17 protein-coding genes are annotated in these 25,287 nt (G+C 51.7%); 10 read left to right on the forward strand and 7 right to left on the reverse strand.

Features of this window, described 5'->3' with window-relative positions; all coding sequences use genetic code 11:
• The first annotated feature begins 10 nt into the window (after positions 1 to 10).
• Both ACTQYB_RS04165 and ACTQYB_RS04170 read left to right on the forward strand, forming a co-directional pair.
• Entirely contained in the window at positions 11 to 1,654 is a 1,644-nt protein-coding gene (locus ACTQYB_RS04165; protein ID WP_441481530.1) for a DUF6020 family protein, read from the forward strand.
• 40 nt (positions 1,655 to 1,694) lie between these two features.
• Positions 1,695 to 2,882, forward strand: coding sequence for a nucleotide sugar dehydrogenase (locus ACTQYB_RS04170; protein ID WP_441481529.1), 1,188 nt, complete (start codon positions 1,695 to 1,697; stop codon positions 2,880 to 2,882).
• Here the strand turns inward: ACTQYB_RS04170 and ACTQYB_RS04175 are convergent.
• Genes ACTQYB_RS04175 through ACTQYB_RS04185 form a run of 3 tightly spaced genes read right to left on the reverse strand, consistent with a single transcriptional unit; the run spans position 2,854 to position 5,931 of the window.
• Positions 2,854 to 3,837: a lysylphosphatidylglycerol synthase domain-containing protein gene (locus tag ACTQYB_RS04175; RefSeq protein WP_441495906.1), complete on the reverse strand. Its 984-nt coding sequence runs from the start codon at positions 3,835 to 3,837 to the stop codon at positions 2,854 to 2,856. The two genes, ACTQYB_RS04170 and ACTQYB_RS04175, sit on opposite strands and share 29 nt — an antisense overlap.
• Entirely contained in the window at positions 3,818 to 4,867 is a 1,050-nt protein-coding gene (locus ACTQYB_RS04180) for a glycosyltransferase (RefSeq protein ID WP_441481527.1), read from the reverse strand. The genes ACTQYB_RS04175 and ACTQYB_RS04180 overlap by 20 nt, the downstream gene beginning before the upstream one ends.
• 50 nt (positions 4,868 to 4,917) lie before the next feature.
• Positions 4,918 to 5,931 (reverse strand): glycosyltransferase family 2 protein, encoded by a 1,014-nt coding sequence (locus ACTQYB_RS04185; protein WP_441495907.1) that lies wholly within the window; start codon positions 5,929 to 5,931, stop codon positions 4,918 to 4,920.
• Positions 5,932 to 6,162: 231 nt separating this feature from the next.
• Between ACTQYB_RS04185 and ACTQYB_RS04190 the strand changes: the two genes are divergently transcribed.
• Both ACTQYB_RS04190 and ACTQYB_RS04195 read left to right on the forward strand, forming a co-directional pair.
• Entirely contained in the window at positions 6,163 to 7,563 is a 1,401-nt protein-coding gene (locus ACTQYB_RS04190; RefSeq protein WP_441481525.1) for a glycosyltransferase family 39 protein, read from the forward strand.
• 126 nt (positions 7,564 to 7,689) lie between these two features.
• Positions 7,690 to 8,925, forward strand: a complete 1,236-nt coding sequence (locus ACTQYB_RS04195; protein WP_441481524.1) for a glycosyltransferase family 2 protein — start codon at positions 7,690 to 7,692, stop codon at positions 8,923 to 8,925.
• 43 nt (positions 8,926 to 8,968) lie between these two features.
• Here the strand turns inward: ACTQYB_RS04195 and ACTQYB_RS04200 are convergent, their stop codons facing one another.
• The 3 genes from ACTQYB_RS04200 to ACTQYB_RS04210 all read right to left on the reverse strand — a co-directional run bounded on the left by ACTQYB_RS04200 (position 8,969) and on the right by ACTQYB_RS04210 (position 13,604).
• The gene (locus ACTQYB_RS04200; RefSeq protein ID WP_441481523.1) at positions 8,969 to 11,356 is read right to left on the reverse strand and encodes a glycosyltransferase; all 2,388 of its coding nucleotides are present in this window, start codon (positions 11,354 to 11,356) and stop codon (positions 8,969 to 8,971) included.
• A gap of 125 nt (positions 11,357 to 11,481) precedes the next feature.
• Positions 11,482 to 12,780, reverse strand: a complete 1,299-nt coding sequence (locus ACTQYB_RS04205) for an ABC transporter ATP-binding protein (protein ID WP_441481522.1) — start codon at positions 12,778 to 12,780, stop codon at positions 11,482 to 11,484.
• On the reverse strand, positions 12,780 to 13,604 hold the full coding sequence (locus tag ACTQYB_RS04210) for an ABC transporter permease (RefSeq protein ID WP_015449917.1): 825 nt from the start codon (positions 13,602 to 13,604) through the stop codon (positions 12,780 to 12,782). Before ACTQYB_RS04210 ends, ACTQYB_RS04205 begins: the two co-directional genes overlap by 1 nt.
• Positions 13,605 to 13,798: 194 nt before the next feature.
• On the opposite strand from ACTQYB_RS04210, the gene ACTQYB_RS04215 reads away from it, so the two are divergent.
• Genes ACTQYB_RS04215 through ACTQYB_RS04230 form a run of 4 tightly spaced genes read left to right on the forward strand, consistent with a single transcriptional unit; the run spans position 13,799 to position 20,926 of the window.
• Complete coding sequence (locus tag ACTQYB_RS04215; protein WP_441481521.1) at positions 13,799 to 16,816, forward strand: DUF4422 domain-containing protein; 3,018 nt, start codon at positions 13,799 to 13,801, stop codon at positions 16,814 to 16,816.
• 58 nt (positions 16,817 to 16,874) lie between these two features.
• Complete coding sequence (locus ACTQYB_RS04220; protein ID WP_441481520.1) at positions 16,875 to 18,023, forward strand: acyltransferase; 1,149 nt, start codon at positions 16,875 to 16,877, stop codon at positions 18,021 to 18,023.
• Positions 18,024 to 18,044: 21 nt separating this feature from the next.
• The gene (locus tag ACTQYB_RS04225; RefSeq protein WP_441481519.1) at positions 18,045 to 19,958 is read left to right on the forward strand and encodes a DUF6020 family protein; all 1,914 of its coding nucleotides are present in this window, start codon (positions 18,045 to 18,047) and stop codon (positions 19,956 to 19,958) included.
• A gap of 8 nt (positions 19,959 to 19,966) precedes the next feature.
• Positions 19,967 to 20,926 (forward strand): glycosyltransferase family 2 protein, encoded by a 960-nt coding sequence (locus tag ACTQYB_RS04230; RefSeq protein ID WP_441481518.1) that lies wholly within the window; start codon positions 19,967 to 19,969, stop codon positions 20,924 to 20,926.
• A gap of 106 nt (positions 20,927 to 21,032) precedes the next feature.
• Here ACTQYB_RS04230 and ACTQYB_RS04235 read toward each other — a convergent pair whose 3' ends face one another.
• Entirely contained in the window at positions 21,033 to 23,672 is a 2,640-nt protein-coding gene (locus tag ACTQYB_RS04235; RefSeq protein WP_441481517.1) for an RICIN domain-containing protein, read from the reverse strand.
• A gap of 219 nt (positions 23,673 to 23,891) precedes the next feature.
• On the opposite strand from ACTQYB_RS04235, the gene ACTQYB_RS04240 reads away from it, so the two are divergent.
• Positions 23,892 to 24,389 carry a hypothetical protein gene (locus ACTQYB_RS04240; protein WP_441481516.1) on the forward strand — a complete coding sequence of 166 codons (498 nt, stop codon included), beginning with the start codon at positions 23,892 to 23,894 and terminating at the stop codon, positions 24,387 to 24,389.
• Positions 24,390 to 24,504: 115 nt separating this feature from the next.
• The coding region (locus tag ACTQYB_RS04245; RefSeq protein ID WP_441481515.1) for an LGFP repeat-containing protein at positions 24,505 to 25,287 on the forward strand (783 nt) is incomplete at its 3' end.

Raw genomic sequence — 25,287 nt, forward strand, 5'->3', positions numbered from 1 at the left:
TGTTCTTGCAATGCTGGCAGAATACTGCGCCTATCTGAACGAAGGCGGCGGCGGTAACGTCAGGCGTGCCCTGCATGTCATCGCGTTGACGGTGTTCTTCATGGTGATGACACTGGTGTTCGAGCATTTCATCAGTTGGCTGGGACGCGACTCAAAGCAGACTGAAAGCAGCCAAAGTCACCCGAGCATCCTGTCAAGACTTCTGCGACGAATCGCCCCCGATTTCACTGGCGACAGGCATCAGGCGCTGAAAGCAGCCGGGGTTATGGCAGTGTGCTGGCTGCCGTACTATCTGCTGGCGCTCCCCGGCGAAATCTGGTATGACACCGTCCAGCAGGTATTGCAATGGAAGGGATTGCCCAATGCAATCACCAGCGGTGCATGGTCGGATCATCATCCTGTTCTTGACACGCTCATTTTCGGAGTGTTCTATCAATTAGGCGCGTGGATCGGGCACCCGTCCGTCAGTGTGGCGTTGTACACGACCTGCATCGCTGCTGTCGCAATTGCCGTATTCGTATACACCGTCCGTTATCTCGCCAAATCCGGAGTCAGCAGGAAAGCGTATCTTGGGGCGTTTCTGTTCTTCTGTGTGTTCCCGTTTATTCCGATTTTTTCGATGGCAATGGTCAAGGATGCTGTTTTCCTGCCGTTATTCATGCTGTTCTCGGTCCAATGCATGGAAGTCGCCCGTACGAAGGGCGTCTGTCTGAAGAACCGCCGGACTCTCGCATTGTTCATGATGTTGGCCTTCCTTGTGTCGTTGACCAAGAAAACCGGGGTCTACTCGGTGGCGCTCGCGTGTATCCTGCTTGCATTCGTTGTTACCGGAAACCGTGCGCGTGTGAAACTGCTGGGAACGGCAGCCGCCAGCGGGCTGGTCATCTTCGTGGCACTCCCCTTGGTGTTATTCCCCGCCTGTCATATCATTCCCGGAGGCAAACAGGAGATGATCGCGATTCCTCTGCAACAGTCTGCACTGCTGCTACGTGAGCACGGCGACGAGTTGCCGAAAGCCGAGAAGGACGTTCTGACTGGGATACTCGAACAGGATGCAGCAGACGACTATGAATGGTGGGCTGTGGACAAGGCCAAGGGAACACACTGGACGGAACAGCGAGCGCGACTGCTCCATCCGTTTCTGCGCATTTGGGCGAAAAACGCCGTGAAATATCCGGAAACCTATGCGCGTGCATATTTCCTGCTGGAACAGGGGTGGGTCGCGTTACCGAACGCGATAGTCAATGAGAATCTTCAGTCGAATTACCTGTATATGCGTACTGCACCATCCCCAAATATCGTCACTTCAGATCTTCCACACTCCAAGCATACTCGGCTGTATGGTGGTATCGATCAGTTCGTCATTTGGCTGGGCAATCAGTTCTTCATGCAGCCATGGCTTTCGCGGGCATTCTGGGTCACTTGGCTTCCGTTCATGCAGCTGTATGAGACCATTCGCAGGCTGCGCGCGAAAGAACTGTCTTGGACGTATGCCGCTTGGCTGGTCCCGATGCTCGTCTCGGTGCCATTCATGTGGATATCCGGAGGTTCAGTAACACCTGAGGGTCTCCGGTATCTGATGCCAATGCTTGGCATCGCGCCGATTGGGTGCGCTCTGCTGACGGTGGATGCCAATCACTCATCAGAGCGTTAACAGCGCTGTCGGTTCAGCGTCCTTGCTACCATGCTCAGGTATGAGAATAAGTGTTGTCGGTACCGGCTATGTCGGTCTTTCGTTGTCTTGCCTGCTGGCCCAGCACAATGAGGTTCGAGCCTTGGATATTGTCGAGCGGAAGGTCGACCTAATCAATCAGGGTATCTCCCCCATCAAGGACAAAGAGATCAGCGAATTCCTCGCGTCTGGAAAACTCAATCTCCACGCCGGCCTCGACACGGATTGGGCATATGATCATCCAGATTATGTGGTGATCGCCACCCCGACCGACTATGACGAGCAACGGAACTTCTTCAACACCAGCTCCATCGAATCGGTCCTCGACGAACTCGCGCAACGCTCCTGCATGGCATGCATCATCATCAAATCCACCATTCCTGTCGGCTATACCGAGCACATCCGTTCCCTGTACCCTACACTCAATATCGCGTTCTCCCCTGAGTTTCTGCGTGAAGGCAAAGCATTATATGACAATCTGCATCCGTCACGCATCGTAGTCGGTATTCCGCGCGACAGTTCGGAAGAGCAGCAAGTGAAGGCAAAGGGATTCGCTTCTCTGCTTGCCGAAGGTGCTGTTGAGCAAGATATTCCGACCCTCATCACTGGCTCCACCGAGGCAGAAGCCATCAAACTGTTCGCGAATACTTATCTTGCATTGCGCGTCGCGTATTTCAATGAGCTTGACACGTATGCTGAATCACGTGGTCTTGATACCGCCAGCATTATCCGTGGCGTCTGTCTTGACCCTCGTGTCGGCGACTTCTACAATAATCCGTCCTTCGGCTATGGCGGATATTGCTTGCCAAAGGATTCCAAGCAACTCCTCGCAAACTTCAAAGATGTTCCCCAGAATCTAATCCAGGCAGTCGTCACAGCAAACGACACGAGGAAAAATTTCATCGCCCAGAAAATTATCGAACGCAAACCGCAACAAGCCGGAATCTACCGTTTGGTGATGAAAGCCGGGTCAGACAACTTCCGGCAGAGTTCCATCCAAGGTGTCATGGAACGGCTTGATGCCGCCCACGTACCCTATGCGATCTACGAACCGATGATTGAGGACGACACGTATCAAGGTCATCCGGTCATCCATGATCTTGATCAGTTCAAGCATGAATGCGATCTGATTGTGTGCAACCGATACACGCCGGAGCTTGCCGACGTGCAAGACAAGCTCTTTACCCGCGATCTGTGGCATCAGGAGTAGGCCCCGACGTCTTATCGTCGTTTCTGCTCAACAACATGCCGATACCGGCGTAGCATAAATCGGCTACAGTCATTGTGATTCTACTGACAAGAATAACAGCAAGGACTTCGCCATTCGAGAGCATTCCTGCAAGGAGCAATCCCAACACCCATTCCCTCACGCCAGTACCAGCCGGGACGACAACTGCGAGAAAGCCGGCTACCCAAGCAAGAGCATAGGCGCCGATTGATACCGCCATATTGCGCAACGTTGGAGTCATACCAAACCCGCAAGCAAGAACCCACACTTGGATGCCTGCTACAATCCACGAGATGACCGCAAGCGAAGCAGACAACCCGAGACCGGAAAAGGTCATCCCCTGTTCCAGACTTGGTCTTTTCATGAGTCGAAAACACGTTGATATTATCCGATTTAATACAGGCGGCAACAGCAATACCACCAGCACGCCCAGCAACAGACAAACCGCCCATATGGGAATATCCCCTGATTCTGGCATAGTCATCAGCGCGCATGCACCGATACCAGTACCTGAAACCAGGGAAATCAATACGGCTATTGTCATGGCAGCTACTGAGCGGCGTGCGGGAATGTTATGATCATGGCCGATTCGCGCCGCAGCAACAATATTCCATACACCGCCTGGGATATACTTCCCAATCTGACTTATACCGAACAATTGGATTGATGCCCGCCAGTCCAAAGGAGAGCCCAAATCTGCAAGAATCACCTTCCAAGACCAGAGTGTAAACCACACGTACACCAGCGCCAGCAGAAGGCTTGCCACAACGATGTACCATGGCAGAACTGCCAGAGCAGCGATAAATGCCTGCCAGTTCCGGGCAACCGCCCAGACCAGTCCTGTCAGCGCCACAATAAGAAACAACCATCGCAACAACGGCGACTCAATAATCCGTTTGATATTCTCCATGAAATGCTTACCGTGCTGAATGAGCATTGATCCAATTCACGACAGGTCGGGAAAGAATCTCGCCCGTGAAATCATCTGATTTTTCGGATGCGGCACGTTGCCATTCATGCAGTATCTCTTCAGATGCAAGCATCGACGAGATTGCATTCGCCAAATCATGCGGATCACCGGGACGAACGAACATCACGGAATCCTGCAACATGCGACGCTGCGGCGCAGTACCGCTGGTTATCACCGCACAACCAGCAGCCATTGATTGGTAGACCTTGTTTGGAACCACGTGCATTCCCTTTGCTGTCGTGGAGAATATTCCCAATGCAATCTTGTGTGATGCGACGACTCTCGGAAGACGTTCCGGCTCCACCCATTCGACGAAATCGACGTTGTCCAAGCCTTCGCAGATCTTGACAACCTGCGGATAATCCTGTCCTTTCCCCACCATGGTCACATGCGGAGTGATGCCGTCCTCCGCCAAGATGCGCAGCGCCTGCGCAATGACCGGGGTTCCTTGAAGAGGGGTATACAATCCGTAGAAAATTACATCATGATTACGCTCATTACCTGCTTTCCTCACCTCATACCATTCAGCTGACGCCCCTACCGGAACGACCATGCTCTCGACCCCGGCAGGAAGCATTTGACGGTGTTCCTGCGTATCGACAATGACAAGATCCGCCGCATTGACCGCCCATTTATCAAGATGCCGCAGCATCGTGACCTTGAGACCTTTGGCACCACGATCCGCCGCTGTATCCCCTGCGAAAATCAGATGATCGAGAATGATAGGGACATCTTTGAAAATATGTCTGGCGAGCAACACATCAAAATGCCCCATGTACCCTACTACGACCACACGCGGCTTGCCGTGCACCTTCATCCAGCTCTTTGCTCGATGAGAAAGCGCCCCCCATGATTTCAAGATTGTCCATGTGAAACCGAACAGTTTCCATGGATGTTTCAAGATATCTACCCGCTGAGCGGTTGTCAACAATAGAGGCTCGTTGATTTCCTCGACATGCATACCGTTATCGCGTATCCCATCAAGGATGATGCCCACACGGGGATGTTTCCGAAGATTGTAAGTGCCGAAAGCGAGAACAGTCGATGTCATTGGCATTCTTTCCGAGCTGTACTAGGCTGTTCGATGGACTGATTATCGACGGGAAACGCCCCATATTCATCCTGCAGCATCCAGATGTTCTGGAATTGAGGAGTATATTCAATCTCCTTGATTCTCTCCAACTGGTCCTCTGCCAGACGCCGGTGTATACGCTGTACCTCGGAAATGATTTGCAGCGCAATACAGAATGCGCATAGCATCAACAAGGCGACCCCCACCAGCAAGGACTGGACATGCCCGGAACTATCTCCCTGACATGCGAAGACCAGAAACCTAATGAACGGTATTGCTCCAAGTATTCCCCAGAACAACGCAAGCCAGCGGAACACCACGTTCGAGTGGAACATCAGGAAACTGCGAATAATCGCACCGCCGGATTTCGCCATGTGCTCGAAAATGTTGCTAAAGAGACGCGACTCACGAGTCTTGGGATTTGTGCTAATTGGGCAAGAGACAATCCGCAGACGCTTGTTACCGGCTTGGATGATGGTCTCCATGCAATAACTGAACTCCGTGACAATATTCAGCTTCAGTAGAGCATTCTTTGAATATGCGCGAAAGCCACTGGCGGCATCTGGGATGTCGGTCCCTGCCGCTTTATTCACCACCCATGACCCGAACTTCTGCATTCGGCGCTTGAACCAGCTGAATTCCGAGATGGTGTCAGTCTGTCGATCGCCAACCACAATATCAGCTTCATGGCGAATAATCGGGGCAATCAAGTCGGCGATTTTCCCGCTCGGATACTGATTATCTCCATCAGTGTTGACCACGATATCAGCACCATGCTTCAGCGAATAATCTACCCCGTCCCGGAAAGCCCTGGCCAATCCCATCGGTCTGGCATGATGCACGAAATGCTGAACGCCCAGACTACGGGCAACTTCCACAGTGCGGTCAGTGCAGCCATCATCAATTACGAGCAGCTCTATACTATCGACACCCTCTATTTTCTTCGGCATTCCTTTGAGAACCATAGGCAATGTATGCTCTTCATTCAAACAAGGAATCTGAATAAACAGGCGCATGACAACCTGACTTTCGTGACGGAGGTAAGACCGTTCGTAGTTTATCCATTGTATATGACTATCTGTGATTGTTCGCAGTGTTCCGTCTATAAACCATATGTCTGTTTCGTCGGGACCACTCGCAATAATCGCCCGCGAGAGGTAAAATTTCCGCGCCTGACAAATCAGACAACAGCCATACCCACGCGAGGAGTTCCGAAAACGATGAGAACCCGGATTAGCCCAAGCACTGGTGATAATACTGGCGAGAGCACCCATAATCACAGCCACTGGATTCGCGATGAACGTCAATTTGTTACCATCGCTGCGAAGATTGCCATCTTCGTCATACTTCCTGCACTATTCTTAGGAATTTACCAATCCAAACTTCATGGCAGATACTCAAACATAGACGAACCATCCCATGCCAGCTATGCATGGTCAGTTTCGCACGGACACATCCCCGCAAAAGGAGACCCAATCGAAGAGCCCATTCTAGATGACTTGAGTTGCGCAGGACAATCCAATACTGAGAATATTCCAAAGTGTGGTACACATGCACCGCTATCCAAATATCCATTGGGGGGAACACAGTATAATTTCATTCATCCGCCAATATATTATGCTATCACTGGAACAGCTGCACGAATCATATCTCACTTTATACCATCAATGACATTTGTACACGCAGCTCGATTGCTGCAAATCGTCTGGGTCATCATCGGCATCATGCTATGCTTTTATTCCTTACGCGCTTGGGGGGTACGTGAAACGTATGCATTGTCTGGCGCCGCAATTATCCCATACATTCCCGTGGTTTGCAACGCAGGCAGTGCCATAAACAACGATGCCCCGGCATTAGCTTGCGGCGCAGCAATTCTATGGTGTATGGCAAGAATCTATCGAAACAATAAGTATGATTGGGTACCTATTGTTATGGCTTTATTGTTCTGTTCGATGAAAGGAACTTTCGCATTCGGATTTCTAGGACTCTCCATTATCTTGTTTATCCAATCGATGCTTCTCCTCTATACAGGCGATAGACGGAAAGGAACCAATGGCGCAATACTTGCGGTTTCCGTCGCAGCAGCTTCGGTCTTCTGCGTCATCGGTTGGTCCAAGTTCCAGTCCATACGAGGCGCAAGCGACTGGTCGAATCCAAACGCTAGTTTAGGGAAAGTAACTATCACAGGTACCCCGCTCGGTGAAATCATGACGACTCTCTTTGCAGGATTGAACCTGGCGAATTTCGATGGTCAGCGAGGTTTAGAATCACAGCCTGCATCAATCATGTGGGTTGCGGTACTGGCAGTGATACTTGTGGGCTCTCTCGGCTTCTTATACTTCCAACACGACAACGACCAATCACACATGTTGTTGATTGCGACTGTTGCAGTCTCAATGCTCATGTTCCCAACACTGATTCAAATACGCGAATTCCTAAGCAATGGACATATGTTCCTGTATGTCACACCCCGATATGGAATGTATCTCATTCCACTCGTGCTCTGCTGCTGGGTGCTTGCGTTGCAAAATCGACGTTCCAAGATTCTGGCAGTAAGCGTACCTGTATTCGCAATCGTCTGCAGCTTCTTTGCCGTTGCCACAGCTACTAATCTCAACTGAGAGATCGAACAGTTGCTATTTCACACCACCAATGCAACGCATGTGAGTTATTAGTTGCAAAAAGTATCATGGCAAACGTTCTCACTATCTCGAGATGACACGTTTAAGACGATTGAGGGGTCGCTCATGACAAGTATTTCCGTTGTCATTCCTGTCTACAATTGTGCCCGTTACTGCACACAGTGCATTGAGAGCGTACTGCCGCAACTTGCCGGCGACGATGAAATCATTGTTGTGGATGATGCCAGTAGCGACAACACCGTCGAGGCATTACAAGCCCTATCCTCGCAACACCACAGAATCCGGCTGATACTCCACTCCGACAACCTCGGCACGTTACGATCCCGGAGGGACGGTGTACTTGCAAGCACTGGCGACTACGTGATGCTCATCGACCAGGATGATGAAATAGCGCCTAATTCATTCAATCAGCTTCGCCAGTACATTGCAGGCAGCAAATTCGACATCATCCACTTCGGAGTACGCGTTGTACCGGAAAATACGGCTGCACGAAAAGCCGCCGCTGGTATGGAGGGGTTTTTGTGCCCCACTCCACGGGAGATACACGGACAAGATATCCTCAGACTCCAATTTGCCTCTGAATACGGATTCGACTGGCATGTTCATCACAAGTTGTTCCGCGGAGAATTGCTACGCCGCGCATATAGCGTCTCTGCCGACACATACCTAGTGCTTTCTGACGATTTGTACATGAACTTCATCATTGATTCGTTCGCAGAATCATATCTTGCAGTTCCTCATGCCCAGTGGTATCTCTATCACCTCGGACGTGGCGATACCTTTGGACAGCCGCTAACGCGCGAATCCATGGCAAAGCTTGCGCAGCGCGATGCAACAGCCCTGCGGCTCATCCGCGAATTCGTCAGCACAAATCAACACTCCATTCTGAGGAATGATTGGACTGGCCGTCTCGCCGATGTTCGCGACAGGCTCGGGGAACATGTCATGAACGAATGGAAGGACAATCTTCCGAGCTCGTTGCAATCCAACGCGCTGGATGATATTCGCCACGCGTTGAGCGATGATGTCATCTGTGCAGAACTCTACCGTTATGTTCGCGATTTCGCCTACGACTATCTCCAACACCCTCAAGACCGAGCATTGCAACAGCACGACCGTACAGAAGCATTGCGATACCTAGGGTATGTCCAACAGATCGCTCGTGAGGAAACTCCCGATTCCGGCAATCGTCACTATACTCAGCTACGCGATATCGCGCTTGGTCATCTTCATGAGCCTGGCGGAATTCTTGCGCAGCAGCATAATCCCTCAACAGGATTATTCTCGAGAATCAGCCAATTGTTCAGAAACAGCAGGTTCTCGAAACCTCGACGTCAATAAGCTGGAAGCCCCGGCCACATACGGCATTCAAACATGCAGGGTATTACCACCGCAGCTTGAAATGCCCATCATACTGATTGAGATTTGGATTCGTGAACTCACCTGCCTTCAGCGAACCATCCCACCGCGCATGAAATGCCGCACGGTGCTGACAAGCTTTACCAGCGCTTGTGTCATTGACCGATGCTGATTCTGCATGTCTCTTGTGGTACAACACGGATTGTGGATCGAACACCACAGAATATCCATGTTGGCGTGCCCGCATACAAAAATCAATAGCATCAATCCCAGACGCATATCGTTTATCGAAACTGCCTATTTCGAAGAAAGTCGACCGTCGTATCATTTGGCAAGCTCCGTCGACAGCAGCACAGTCCCAAGGATATAAGAGGGTTCCAAGGTATCCGTCATCCTTATAGGACATCAAATCGCCATAGTTCCCGATACCGTTAGGCGAAATCCACATTCCACCATTCTGCACCAGACCATCATGATCGAGAAGCTTTGCTCCGACAACTCCAACTTCCGGTCGTGCAAAGAAATTCGCCATTGAACGGAGCCAATCTTGATTGGCTACTTCAGCATCGCCATCGAGAAACAGCAACAAGTCACCATTAACTTTGGATGCACCAACATTACATAAAGCTGCATGGCTACTCTCGTTGGTACTCACCAAGTGAATACTAATATCACTACCAGCCACTTCTCTTATTTTTTCTTCTATTATTTCATATTTATCATTGTTTATGACAATCGTAATATCATAATAATTATATTCTGTGACTGCCAGCAATTTCCTAAGATTGCTGACAAAACTAGTGTCTTCTGTTTCCAGCGGGATCACGATGTTGACCCATCGAGTCTCAGCTGTTGGGAAATGTGCACGATAATGAAAATGTCGTTCAGAGTCCTCGACAATAGCCGGAATTCCAATCCTTTGGTAGTGCCGCATCAACGCCAGTCTACCTGCTTGCTGAGCGTAAGGCTTGCTATCTGGATTGATACTTGTTGAATTCCGATGAGTACGCCAATGGTAAAGGATTTTTGGCACATGTACGATGGCGCGAGCCCGCTCAGCACATTTCAACGTCAAATCATAATCTTGGGCGCCGGAAACATCTGCCGGCGACAACTCGACTTTGTTCAGGACTTCTTTGCTGACAACCAGCATATGCGTCACGTAATTATACGAATCCAGTAAATCCTGATTGAAATCAGGCTTCAACATCGGAGTTGAATATCTGCCAGACTCATCCAGAAGATCCTCGTCGCAATATAGCAAATCAGCCTCAGGCTGATGCTGAATGGCACATACGTATCGATATAGCGCATCCGGTTCAATGACATCATCATGGTCTACGAAAGCGATATAGTCACCTACAGACTCCTTTATCCCCACATTAGTGTTCTCTGCGATACTCTTGTTCTCTGCTCGGATCACGCGGAATCTGGCATCGTCTACCTCGCCGAGAATAACATCAATCTGTTCGGACACATCGCTGACATTTACGAATATCACTTCAAAATGTTCATATGACTGTGCCTTGAAAGACTCGATCAGAGCATGCAGGTAGGTTGCAGGCGTATTGTAAACAACTGTGACAATGGAAATCAACGGATGACTACTCCATTGTTCGCAACTTTCGCGTTCATTGCGAACATCCGAATATGTTGCGCGGTGTTGTTCGAACCAAGCATCATACCCGTCATCGAAAGTAACGTATTTCGTATAGTCATGCGCTCCTGAGATGAAACCGCTGAATGTTGAGGCAGGAATACCAACAAAGTTTGGCTCTGCACCGTCTGGACGTGCCGTGATGCACAAAGAAGTAGGCGAATCGGGCATACGAATTGATACCAGGAGTTGTCGCATTTTCCGTTGCGAGTCATGAGGATCAGGTATAACCGAATCCTCAAGAATAACCGGAACGACATCCATTTGTTTTGCGTTGCTGTCAAATACCTCGATATTGCAATGCGAGTGTAAGTTTGCATCTTCCGACATCGGGAAACGAACACACACACGGCACGATACTTCATGCTCCTCTACTGGATAGATGCCGGTCACGTACAGGTATGTTCCGCCCGACAGGCGCCTCTGATCGATGTCACGAATCGCTGATGCAGCCTGTGGCTTTAGCTTGTAGGTCATTCGTGAACGGATACGTGTAGCAAGATATCCAAACGGGATAGCGTACACAATTTCACCGGAAGCTTTTGAAATCAGCTGAATCGACAAACTGACATGGTCAAAGAGAGGAACCGCCAGAACGAACGAGTACGGTTTCCCAGCGTCTTCTTCACCCCAGTGGCGGCGCGCTACGCTGTCTTCTCCTGGGAAGCCGATACGATACAGCGGACACGGCAACTCTGTGCCATCGCCCGTCACCGCCCGTGCCCGAAGCCCGTCCGGGTCGGTCTCACTCGCCACGCAAATATACCCTTTGCCTGCGCCTCTGCACAATGTGGTAACAGTAAATGACATGTGTGCCTCCCGCCTTCTTGTTATCCTCATGTCACGGGGACGGTGTCAACGCAGCGCACTCCCACGAGGTATTAATCCTCTTCTACGGGATGCTGCCGTGTCGCCAATTCCTTATCGAGACTCTCGTATGACATGGATACCTTGTTGATTAACGCGTAATTGTCTTTTCCGTTCTTATCTCGTACCGAGAAATTACACGAGTTGTTCTCATTCGTGAACGCTATCATCTCTGCAGTGGATGCATGTGAGCCGTCCCAAGTATGCATTGAGGCAGTAATGCGAAACTCACCATTGTTGAATAGCGCCATGGGAAGGTGGAAATGTACGGTATGATGTCCTGATTCGATCAAATCAAAACTATCTCCGAATGGAATGCCGCCTCTTCGCAAATCATGCAACGCCAAAGCTACATAGAACGGCTTGTTGCCTCGGTAATCATATTCGACCATGAAGTCAAAACCTCCGGAGATTGAGCATAACGAATCATGAGTCGGAGTAACCGTCAACACTGGAACAGTATCGTTCAAACCAAGCGGATGTTTCGGCTCGTCATCACCATCGTTATTACTGGAGTTCTTCTTCTCTTTCTTCTCCTGTCGGAGATTCTCGAGCGTGTAACGGTCGGCGACATCATCTTTATCACCCGATGCAATAATCTCACCGTCTTTGATGAGAATGGCGTTGTTGCAGTACTTCTTGACCGCATCCATGGAGTGGGTGACCAAAATGACGGTTTTCGTTGGGTCTTTTTTAATCTGTGCGAAAAAGTCATCGCACTTACGCTGGAAGGCTTCGTCACCGACGGCGAGCACTTCGTCGAGCACGAGGATGTCGCCCTGCGCTTTGATGGCAACCGAGAAAGCAAGACGCACCTGCATACCGGATGAATAGTTCTTGAGCTTCTGGTCCATGAAGTCGCCGAGTTCAGCGAAATCGACAATATCGTCGTACATGGCGTCGATCTCGTCCCGGGTGAATCCCAGCAATGCGCCATTGAGATAGACGTTCTCGCGACCGGTGAGTTCCGGGTTGAAGCCGACGCCCAGTTCGATGAACGAGACGAGCTTGCCGTTGACTGTAACCGTGCCCTTATTCGGCACGTAAATCCCGGAGATAATCTTCAGCAGCGTGGATTTGCCTGAGCCGTTGCGGCCGACGATACCGAAGAAATCACCTTGTTTTACCTCGAAGGAGATATCACGCAGCACCTTCTGCTCAGTGAATCCGCTCACCCCCTTCGTCCAGTTGAGGAAGGCCATTTTCAGCCCCGTAGCCTGCTCGGTGGGCAGACGGAACGATTTGGCCACATGCTGCACAGACAGGACGACAGGGCGGTCGTCTTCCTTCTTCGCCGTTTCCTTGCTTGCCATTACAACACCTCCGCGAACTTCGCGCTGTATTTGCGGAACACCATGATGCCGACACCGAGAATCACCGCGGACAGCAGGTACGGAATCAGGCACACCAGCGGGTTATGGACGATATCCCATACCGTGGGAACGTATTGAGGCGACAGCAGATTATGTCGGATATCCATGATCGCCTGTGAGGTAGGGCTCAGCATGAGCAGGCCCGCAGCCCAGCTGAACTCCGGATTGTTCTGGACCATCGAAATCGGGTAGATGATAGGGGTCGCATAGAACAACGCTTGAAGTACGACCTCCCAGATCTGAGCGATATCGCGGAAATACACGAACATCGTCGCCAAGATGAGCGCGAAGCCGAGCGTGACCGCATACAGCTGGATGATGCTGAACGGCACCAGCAGAATGCGCCAGGTGTATTGCGCGTGGGCGAAGAAGCCGAACAGAATCACCACCGCGAGGTTGATGCCCAAGGAAATCATGGAACCCATGGTGGTGGACGCGACCACGATGTAATTGGGGAAATGCACCTTGCGCAGCAGATCGCCACGGTCGACGATCGAATGCATGCTCATGCTCGTCGCTTCGGAGAAGAACCCCCACAAACTGGTACCGCACAGCAGTGAGATGGGGAAGGTTGGGGTTCCATCAGTGAACTTGAGGAACTTGACGAAGACCACATACATGACGGCGAACAGCATCAGCGGCTTGAGCGCCGACCATACCACGCCGAGGAACGATCCCTGGTAGCGGAGCTTGAAGTCGGTCTTCACCAGCTCCTTGAACACCACCATCGCGTAGTGGTATTTCTTCTGTATACGTTCGAACATCTGCTTCACAAAGAACCTACTCTATCAGTCAATACCAACAGACAGCGTCATGGTAGCGCGCCCCGTCCGCGCCTGTTGCAATTCGCATCCAATCAGCACAACTCCCCTACTCCTCCGGCCGCGTGCGACAAGCAGTGGCCTCTTGCACACCCATACGGGTAGACTGGTTCCGAATGATAGCGAAACGAGGAAGCATGCCACAGGTCTCCATTGTGATCCCGGCCTATAATGTAGGCCCGTATCTCCAGCGTTGTCTCGACAGCGTTTGCAACCAGACTCTTCATGACATTGAAATCATCGTTGTCGACGATGCAAGCACGGATGACACCCCGGGAATACTGCAGAAAGCGGCGCAGCAAGACCATCGCATCGTGGCGTTACGGCATGACGAGAACAAAGGCCTCCATCTCGCCCGCAAGACAGGCGTTCTGGCCGCTACCGGCGCATACACGCTCATGCTCGACGGCGATGACGAACTTGACTCGAACATGTGCGAGCAGCTTGTCGCCAGATTCTCGGGAACTCATGCCGACATGCTTCATTTCGGCATTTCGGTGATTGGCGAGAACGGAATCAGCGCCACTGATGCGGCCTCATTCGCCTCTTTCATCAATGCCCCCAGCCAGCTGCTGCAAGGAAGCGACATTCTGCGTGCGACATTTGATGAGAACAACGGCCAGACCATGGATTGGCGGGCCACCCAGCGCATCTTCAACACGGAACTGCTCGTACGCGGATTCAACGCCATGACCGATACCCGTCTCGAACGCGCTGAAGACGCATACGAGATGTTTGTACTTTGCGCGTTGGCTGATTCATGCGCACCAGCTGAAGATATCCGCGGGTATCGTTACCACTACGGTATCGGTGTAACCGGCGTTTCCCAGATTTCCGCTCAACGGTTCGGGGAATTCTGCAACCAGTTCCACGCCTGCATCACAGCATCCGAGGATTTTGCCAAGACGCATGCGGCAATCGATTCCATCGACGATTGCCTGGCCGGATTGAAACATAAGTCCATAGAGCTTCTCGCAAACGACTGGCTGACACGAGTTCCCGAAGAGGAGAAGCTTGCGGCCGCCCAACAGATGAACGACGTGTTCGGCACCGATGTCACATGCCGTGAAATCTGGCGTTTCATCCGTGACAGGGCGTACTCATTCCTCGATTCACACACTGTTCCGCAGCAACAGGACAATCTTTACTATTGGGAACGAATTGCCGATGAGGTCGAAAACGCCGGTCGTCCCTTCTCACCGTCGGAACGTTTCATCTCGATGAAAGACAAAGCGTTGGAACATCTCGGTTATATCGAAAGCAGAGCATTGAAGGAACAATACGACAAGCAGCGCATCCGCATCTTCGTAACCACCCACAAGGAGGTCGACAAGCCGCAGAGCGATATTCTCCAGCCGGTTCAAGTCGGGCCGAAGACCACACGATTCCCGTGGGCGTTCCAAGACGATGAGGGCGAGAACATCGCCGACAAGAACCCGATGTACTGCGAGCTGACCACGCAGTACTGGGCGTGGAAGAACGTCGACGCCGATTATTACGGATTCTGCCATTACCGCCGCTATTTCGACTTCTCGGGTGTTGAGCACAAGGAGAACGCGTACGGTGAGATCATGGATGATTACATCGACGCCGCCAGCATCAAGCGATACGGCCTCGATGACGAATCCATTAAAAAGGCAATCGCTGGTGCCGACGTGGTGACCACGCGTTGGGGCGACCTGCGCGAGATTATCGAGGGCTATGGATCCCCCATCAAGATCTACCAGCATGCGCCGAAGCTCCACCTGCGTGACCTGCGGCACATGTATGACATCCTGTGCGAGATGCACCCGGATTACAAGACCGATGCCGACGCGTTCCTGCACGGGCATCGTTCCTGCTTCTGCAACATGTTCATCATGCGCAAGGATATCTTCCAGGATTATTGCGCATGGCTGTTCCCGATTCTCCAGAAGTTCGAAGAGACGACGGACATGTCCCTGTACAGCAAGGAAGCCCTGCGCACGCCGGGGCATCTGTCCGAACGGCTGCTGAACATCTACCTGATGCATCACAAGCGCATCGGCAGCGGCTGGAAGGTCAAGGAGCTGCAGTGCGTGCACTTCACTCACCCGGAGCCGCATCACCCGCTGGAAAGGCTTTCCGACGAAATCGACCCTGCGACAGTGGTCCCGGTGGTGTTCGCAGCAGACAACAACTATGTTCCGCAGCTGACGACCACCATCTACTCGGCAATGACCAATGCCGATCCTGACCGGTATTATGACGTCACTGTCTTGCAGAAGGACATCGCCTGGGAAAACCAGGAACGTATGCGACAGTTCCTGCTCGGCAGGTTCAAGAACCTGAACTTGCGCTTCGCCGACGTGAGCCGTGAGATCTCAGGCTACGACCTGACGACCAGCAATGCGCATATCAGCATTGAGACCTACTACCGCTTCCTGATCCAGAAAGCCCTGCCGTTCTACGACAAAGTGCTCTACCTCGATTCCGACATCGTCATCAACGGCGACATCGCGCAGCTGTACGACACCGAACTCGGTGACAACCTGCTGGCCGCCGTACACGACATCGATTATCAGGGCAATCTGAACATGAATGACGGCAAGCGACTGAAGTACACGAACGAGAAACTGCACATGAAGCACCCGTTCCAGTACTTCCAGGCAGGTGTGCTCGTACTCAACACGAAGGAGATGCGCAAGGCGTACAGCATCAAGCAGTGGCTGGATTACGCATCAGACCCCGACTTCATCTACAACGACCAAGACGTGCTCAACGCGCACTGTGAGGGCCGTGTCGTGTTCCTTGACTGGTCGTGGAACGTGGTGCATGATTGCGCGAACCGCGTGGCAAACGTGTTCTCCTTCGCACCGAACGATTCCTATGATGCATACATCGCATCCCGCAAGGATCCGAAGATCATCCACTACGCCGGATTCGAGAAGCCGTGGGTGAAACCGGACTGCGATTTCGCGCCCGTGTACTGGAGCTACGCAAGGCAGACACCCTTCTATGAGCAGCTCATCGGCAAAATCGTCTCTCCCAATGCGAAGCCGATCGGCGGCCCGAAGCCACCACGAGCCGTCGGCGAAGACAACGTGCTGAGGAAGGTTGTCGACCCGCTCGCGCCGATTGGGTCACGGCGGCGGGAAGTGCTGAAGAGCTTCGGTCGCGCTGTGCGCGGGCGGTGAGCTGACCGCACTGTCTGTTTTACAACATGTCATCATACGAGAAGGGAAGAAATACAATATGACGGCCGAAACAACAGGCGCGGCGACTGTTCACCCCGTACTGGCAGAACAACAGGCAACCACTCAGGTAAAACGCCACTGGCTGTTCGTCGACGTGTTGAACGTCATTGCGTGTATCGCAGTGGTTTGTTTGCATACATCGCTTGGGGCGTTCCATCCTGAGCAAACGATGCTATGGAAACGTCAAGTCGCCATGCAGTCATTGTTCATCTTTGCCACGCCGATATTCTTCATGATCAGCGGCATGAACTTGCTCGGATATCGCAAGAAATATGACACGGCCACATTTTTCAAGAAACGCGCCTGGCGTACGGGCCGCGCGCTGTTGGTCGGAAGTGTCGTGTGCTACCTGGTATTCGGGCTCTTCCCGTCTTCGTTCTACGGCACTGAATCCATTGCCGACGACTTCGGCATCATCGGTTTCGCGAAGCATTTCCTAACCAATAGCATCAACGATATCTACTGGTTCTTCTACTCGATTCTGTACCTGTATATGCTGACCCCGCTGCTCAGCAAATGCACAGAACGCAAGACCATGCGATATCTTGTTGGATTGACGGGTTTCGTTGCAGTTGTTCTGCCGCTGATCGAACACCTTGGCGTGCCCTCGAAGTACTTCGGGCAACTGTTCGGATGGCCTCTGTTCGCTTCCGTCTCACTACTCTACTTTGCGCTTGGTTACTATCTGAACAACTATGTCATTCCGGTTGTCAAACCACACCTATGGATGGCGTCAATCGCGTTCCTGCTGTCGTCCGCCGCGATGTTCTTTGCCACACTGCTTAATAATGGCTGGCGCTCTGCCGCCGGTTTGAGCAGCGAATATATCAATTATTGGTCCGGTACGACCTCGCCGCTGGCAGTCATCCAGGCAATCAGTCTGTTCCTGATCTTTGCATGGCTTGAGCCGAGATTACGGCACACACCTGCGTCATTCTCAAAAGTGATCCGCATATTGTCAAGCGCGTCGCTTGGCGTGTATCTGTTCCATATTCTGTTGGTTAATCAGCTTCTTGTCATACCAGTACTGCCTAATCTTCCTCTGTTAAGGGGACTTTTGTACTATGCAATAACTGCCATCTTCGTGCTGGCTGTTAAGCAGCTGATTATGAAAATTGAAGAGCAGCTACATAGCAATACTCGTTGATAGACAAGCAAATTCTATTTCATGGCTTACCATAAGGGGTTTAAATTGAGCAAGACAGGATTGTCTATACCACATCTTCATATTAACAGATTTGTTAAGAAATTACGATCAGACAATGGTAATGAAATCTCCAGCAACGATATGAATACTACAAATATTCATTCATGGTATCATGGACTACTCTTCCCAGTAGTTCTTGGTCTACTTTTTGCCTGCGGCACTAATGCAGCTGTCTTCGCAAATATCCCTGTAGCATCTCTTGCATTTTGGGCCCAAGCCTTACTGTTCAGCCTATTATTCATGCTTACGTTCCGCTGCTGCGACAAGCTTGTCATCTATGCGATTTCTCATAGCAGCATTTCCGTTCACACCACAGGATCGGCCAATATCAGCAGGCAATATCATTTTGAGTATTGCGCCAATGTAAAATCATTACTCAGGAATAGCCTTCGTTTTTTCGTATGCTGGGTTCCTTATCTGATACTACTTCGCCCTGGAATCGTGTACTGGGATACAGGTGATCAACTCGCTCAGTATTTCGGTCACTCTGTGTTCGGGCAGGAACCCGGGGTAATATGGGACCATCATCCGTTCCTTGATACTTATCTCTATGGAGCATTCCTCAGCATCGGTAAGTCAATCTTCAACTCGTACAATGCTGGAATCTTTCTGTTTAGTCTGGTTCAAGAATGCTGTCTGGCTATCGCATGCGCATATGCTCTGAGAATTCTGGTTCTAAGAAATCTCGCAATAAAAGTTTATAACATCCTCGCCTGTTTTCTCGCGTTCTTTCCCATCGTTCCAATCACCGGAATGATTATGTCAAAGGATGTAACTTATCTCATTGTTTTTATTGTTTGGACTGCTATGTATGTTGAAATAGCCAGCACCAAGCTCGAAAAGCTCACGCATCCGGTTTTTACAACCCTATTCGTGATTATCACACTCATTCTTCCCTTGACGAAGAAGACAGGTTTGGCTATTGTTGTTTTTTCATTGCTGCTTTTGGTATTCATCAAACACTCCAAAGTATTATTGCGTGTTACATCAGTCTTCATTGCAGTCTTGGCCGTTCTGTCGACGTCCACCGTTGTTCCTAATTTCATATATTCGCACACACGTGTAATCAAAGACGATGGCCCCTCTGCAATTGTGATGCCAATATTGATGCTTGCCCGCGCATCGCATTATCATCATTCTGATATTTCTGAAGAAGAGCGTGCGGCAATAGATGGATATCTCATTAACGATTGGGATTCCATTGGCAAATCCTATGCACCGTTCACATCAGACTCAGTCAGCGGATTCGCATACCAGCCAATGCACCAAACCAGCTCGTTCACCGATTTTGCGAAAGCTTGGATTCGTGTCGGGCTCAGACATCCCGGGACATACATCACGTCATTCTTCTGCGAAGAATCGGGCTGGATTACTTTTGTTGGCAGCACAAGGTGGACTGGATCCACAAGCTACTCGGATACGCGCCCACAACAACTAGAGTTACTCACATCGTCTCACACGAATGAAGATACCTTCGGTAAGGTTATGCCCAGTAATCAGCCCAGCCCATCAAGCTCATTCGTCAGTTCAATAATGAATACCGCAAGAACGACACCGGTGGTAAACGTACTATTCAGTACCGCATTCTGGACCGCTATCATACCGTGCTATTTATGCTATATCTTATGGATTCGAAGAAAGAGTTCACAGAACATAGGTTTCTCAGGAATAATACCTTACTTGTGCTCGACAATACTGCTGTTCGCTTGCCCAATCTCACTCTCGACGACCGGCTCATCTGACCCAACTCGCTATGCTCTCGCGTCCGTATTATTTGCACCATTGATGATAGGATATGTCTATTCAACTCAGAGCGATAACACGAAGTCTTCTGCCTCGACTGGCACTCACGCATTTCTTGCATCCTCGCTATAGTGATACCCGTGCAAGAGAATACTAGGGTCGCGGTGCTTCTGCCGTGCTATAACGAGGAAATCACCATCGGCAAGGTGGTGCGTGATTTCAAGGCCACGTTGCCAAGTGCCGACGTGTACGTGTACGACAACAACTCCACTGATCGCACCGCGGAAATCGCCACCGCCGAAGGCGCGATCGTCCGCAAGGAACCACGTCAAGGCAAGGGCAACGTAATCCGAGCCATGTTCGAGGACATTGACGCCGACGTGTACGTGATGGCTGACGGCGACGACACCTATCCGGCGGACGCCGCCCCGGCCATGGTCGCGAAAATCCTCGAGGGTTACGACATGGTGATTGGCGACCGGTTGAGCTCCACGTACTTCCAGGAGAACAAGCGGCCCTTCCACAACTTCGGAAACCGACTGGTCCGAGGCTCGATCAATGGCCTGTTCGGCGCCCATGTCACCGACATCATGACCGGGTACCGCGCATTCTCCTTCGGTTTCGTGAAAACCTACCCGGTCCTGTCCCGCGGATTCGAGATCGAGACGGAGATGACCATCCACTCACTCAACAACAATCTCCGCCTCTACGAAATGCCCATCCAATACCGTGACCGCCCCGCCGGCTCCGTCAGCAAGCTCAACACCGTGGGCGATGGCATGAAGGTCATGTCGACGATTTTCCGCATGATCCGCGAGTACAAGCCACTCCCCTTCTTCGGTGGGTTGGGCGCAATCATCGGCATCATCGGCATCATTCTCTGCGGGCAGGTGGCATCGGAATTTTGGGCGACCGGCATGGTCGCGCGGTTCCCCACACTGATCGGCGCGGTCATGCTGGTCATTGCAGGACTGCTACTTATTGTCGCGGGAATCATCCTTGATGTCATTGCTAAGAACGACAGGAAGACTTTTATCCTCGAAGCCAACCGTTTCGCGTATCTAAAACGGCATCTGGCCAACCGACACGAGATAGATTGACAAAATGGCAGTAATGCTTGTGGGCGGCACCAATGGCGCCGCCCACAAGCTTATTCCCGCATAGAAGACCGCTCTCCCACGTCTTCTATACACCCTACATGGTCGGTCACTTCCGTACCCAGCGTTGTGCCTTCGTGCCATTCGACGCATATACTTGCACGTTCGCACCATTCGCGGTAGACGCACCAGCAACATCGAGCACAAGACCGTACTTCAGAGCCGAATGCAGAGTAACCGTACCATCGCCGTTAGAAACGGCGACCCACTTCTGCGCCCATGTGTTATTCGACGCATACTGCTGCACGTTCGCACCATTCGCGGTGGACGCACCAGCAATATCGAGCACCTTACCCGAGGCGGCATTGCGAAGCGTAACATACCCTTGGCCGTCGTGCGAAACAATCCAACGCTGCGCACCCGTACCATTGGATTGGTACAGCTGCACGTTCGCGCAATTGGAGCGGGACGCGCCGGACACATCAAGCGCTTTGGAAGCCGACAGCGCGGAAACCACCGTGATCGTACCGTCAGCGAGTACGCCCTTATTTTGAGCAGCGAGATCGTTAATCTTGTCACGCTCGCTCTTGACCCTCGTCACCGTCCACTGCTGGGCCTTCGTGCCGTTCGCGGAATAAATCTGCAGCTTGACCGATGAAGAAGCATTACCAGACGGAATATCGACTGCCTTACCGGAAACATTGCTGGTCAATGAAATCTTGCCATTGCCATAGTCGAGCAGAGACCAGTGCTGTGCGGCAGTGCCATTTGACGCATATTGCTGCACCACGCCTCCATTGCCAGTGGAAGCCCCAGCAACATCCAGAACTTTACCGGAAGCGGTATTCGTGAGGGTATAGACCCCATTACCCACTTGCTGCGCGCTGAATATCTGGGCATCTGAACCATTCGCCCGATATATCTGGATCCTCGCGCCGTTCTGGGTAGAAGCCCCCGGCACATCCATAGTCAATGACGTATTTTCTGCGGATGTAATCTTGAGACTGACATTGGTTGGAATCGCAGCAGTCGCCGAAGACAAGGTGAACTTCTGGGCATTGCTCGCATTCGGAGTGTACAGGCTGATAGAGGTTCCATTGGTTGCAGAACCGTTTGCAATATCAAGTACCCAATTGCCCAATGCCGACTGGATGCAATACCCTGATCCGGTATCTCGGATATACCAGCGTTGCGCTTTGGTTCCATTCGGTGAGTATTGCTGGACCGCTGCATTATTGCCAGCCGCGGCACCCGCAACATCCAACGCCTTGCCACTGAGTGCACTGGTAATCACATAGCTACCATCACTCTGTTTTGTAAATACGAATTTCTGCGCCGATGAACCGTTGGCCTGATATAACTGGGTTCGGGCGCCATTGCTCGTAGACCCCCACTGGATATCTACACCAGACGAATCCCGTACCATCGCATTGAGGTAATATGCACCATCAGGAATCGTAACCTTGGGAAGCGTCCGAACATCGTATACGTTGCTGAAAGCATTCAAATCCACACGGTTGGGAATGCCTGGAATATTCCCGTTATCTGCATACTGCCATCCTCGAAGACCACTGCCGAACCCGAACCCTACATGTCCGCCGTAGCTGGCGACCCAGCGGGTTTTGGAGTGGATATCGCTCGTGTTCAGGGGACCATTGAGATAACTGGCATATGAATAGACGCTCAGATTCGTGAATCCGGCGGAGTTGAGACGCGACCACCACGTGCTCACGAGACCTTGGTAGGCTGCCGGGTCGCTTGGTGGATTGTGCCCGCTCCATACCCACTTCTCCAGGTCATAGAATACGGGGTATGACAAATCTGAAGGGCTAACACCGAGCTGCCGCAATTGCGAAACCAGCGTCTCGGCTTCACGTTGCGCCTGATAATTCTGATATGCATACGAATACCAGTAGATGCCAAAAGGAATGCCGAGTCGTTTGCACTCACTGATATTCTGTCGCGCCTGATAATCCAGGCGATTCCCCCAGCCAAAGCCGAGACGGATAATCACCCCCTGCACCCCATTGGCCTTTGCTTTCACCCAATCAATGGTTCCGTTGTGCTCCGAAACATCGACAACACCTTTGGCATTCTGCGCAAACAGTGAGCCTCCTTTCTCGAAGAAAGCCTGTGCACCCCCGTAGGTTCCCCAATACGCGCCATATTCGTTATTCTGCAACACTGTCTGCTTCACCGATGCCTTCGTGTTGGATTTCAACACAGCGGACATCACATTCGGACCGGCAGACGTCAACGCTTTTGACTTCGATGCCGAAGTCTCAGTGTTCGCCTGGTCCTTGATAGCATTGCGCACGGTCTTCACCGACACCGGGATGAACCGCTGCCCGTTGGTCTTAGCAAGCGGATCAGGAGGTGTGTCCTCAGTACCCACAATCTCGGGATCGGTGACGGTTTCGCCGGTTTCAAGATTCTTCACCGTGCCGTCCTTGGTGACCGCCAAATTCGAAGAGACCACGGTCGCATTGTTCGGAATCGACGAATCCACCGAATCCGGCAGATCTTGGGAAGGATTGCTTGGCATGGCATCACTAGCAGCAGCATTGTCGTCCGCAATAGTTGTTGCTGTGTTACTGCCTGATTGATCAGCCACGGAGTTCGCGGATATCACTGTATCCACCGTCTTGTCCGCCGCAGAACCGGATGTTCCACATGACGCAAGCATGCCCACACAGATGAGAGCAGCAGCGGCAGTCACCACCATGGATCGCATTGTTTTCAAAGTCATGCCGAAGTATTCCTTTCTCCGCCCTATCCGGCAACTCTGCACGCATACGGAAGACGTTGCTCGAATCAGGGCACACCTATGTTGTTATGATATTCGCAGAGCAGGAGAAAGCACCGCAACAATATTGTTATCAGCATAGAACTCATGGCAATGCCAAGGAGTACGATACTTGCTCGTAATGGAAACCAATGGTCAGCCATGATTCGGGGAGAGAAACTCATGGGGAAACATCGCAAAGCGATTGCGCTAGCGGCAGGAGGCATTCTGATTATTGCCTGCATTGTCGCCGCTATTGTCTTCTCGCATTCTTCGGATTCGGACGAGCGACCAGCTAAGCCCTCCGCAAGCAACCAGTCATCTTCAACCACGATACAGCCTTCCGGCACGCCGACCTCAACCAAGATGGCGAAATCGCTCAGCGCAGCATACCAAGCATGTAACAGGGGTGTCGAGTTTGATGAGACTGCGACTACCAAGGAGGCGCTCGTACTGGAGGATAACGGCAAATCGCTTACCGTTTTTTCCGGCAACGCTTCAGACTTTTCCACGCTGAAATGTGTCGCCACTCATCTGAATATACCGGAACACTACACCGCGGAAATGCTCGAGAAGCAAGATAACCCCAGTATGGTGCCCATCAGTTGGGATGGCTATTCCGCCCAGTGGACATACAACACACGAAGCGGACTCGATCTGTACGTCACAAGTAAAGACTGAACAAGTCATGGGGAGCATAATGAAGAAGAAAGACACGGAGACCGGTACTCGGCCGAATAATCGGGTAGCAGCAGTTGCAACAACCTGCATTACAGCGCTATGCCTTGGACTGGCTATGGCTCCGATGTCACCGGCATATGCAGCAAACACCACGACACCCGCGCAACAACAACCAACCAGCGAAAGCCCTGAGGCCGACCACAATCAGCCCACAGATACGGATCCAAATCAACCCGCGGACACGGATCCGTCCGATGGGGCAATTGACGCATATGCCGCCGCACACACATGGCTCGGCGCTCCGACAGCTGAAATCACCGCTGTCACTGCCGTCAACGATGGCGCTATGCGTACATATCAGCATGGTGCCGTCTATTGGTCCGCCAATACCAAGGTTCACTCTGTAGCTTCCAATATCGATAGCTGCTACCAGAAGCATCTGCAGGACCTCGGCTTCCCAGTCAACGACGGGATGAAACTCAACGGAGGGGCGTCCCAGGTCTTCCAATACGGGCAGATCCACTGGTCGCCAAGCACCGGGGCGCACTTCACCAGAGGAGCCATCCAACAATACTGGAGCCAGCGCGGCTGGCAGGACAGCTGGCTCGGCTGGCCCACCGGCGACGAACTCACCGTCAAAGGCGGCGCATCCCAGACCTTCCAACACGGCACCCTCTTCTGGTCCAACAGCACCGGCACACACGCCGTCAAAGGCGACATCCACGGCAGGTACTCAGCCCTGAAGTTCGAACAGGGAATCCTCGGCTTCCCGACCACCGATGAGATCAAACTCAACGGAGGGGCGTCCCAGGTCTTCCAATACGGGCAGATCCACTGGTCGCCAAGCACCGGGGCGCACTTCACCAGAGGAGCCATCCAACAATACTGGAGCCAGCGC

The organism is Bifidobacterium sp. LCP19S3_E9, from assembly GCF_052121135.1.
Taxonomy (GTDB): Bacteria; Actinomycetota; Actinomycetes; order Actinomycetales; family Bifidobacteriaceae; genus Bifidobacterium; species Bifidobacterium thermacidophilum.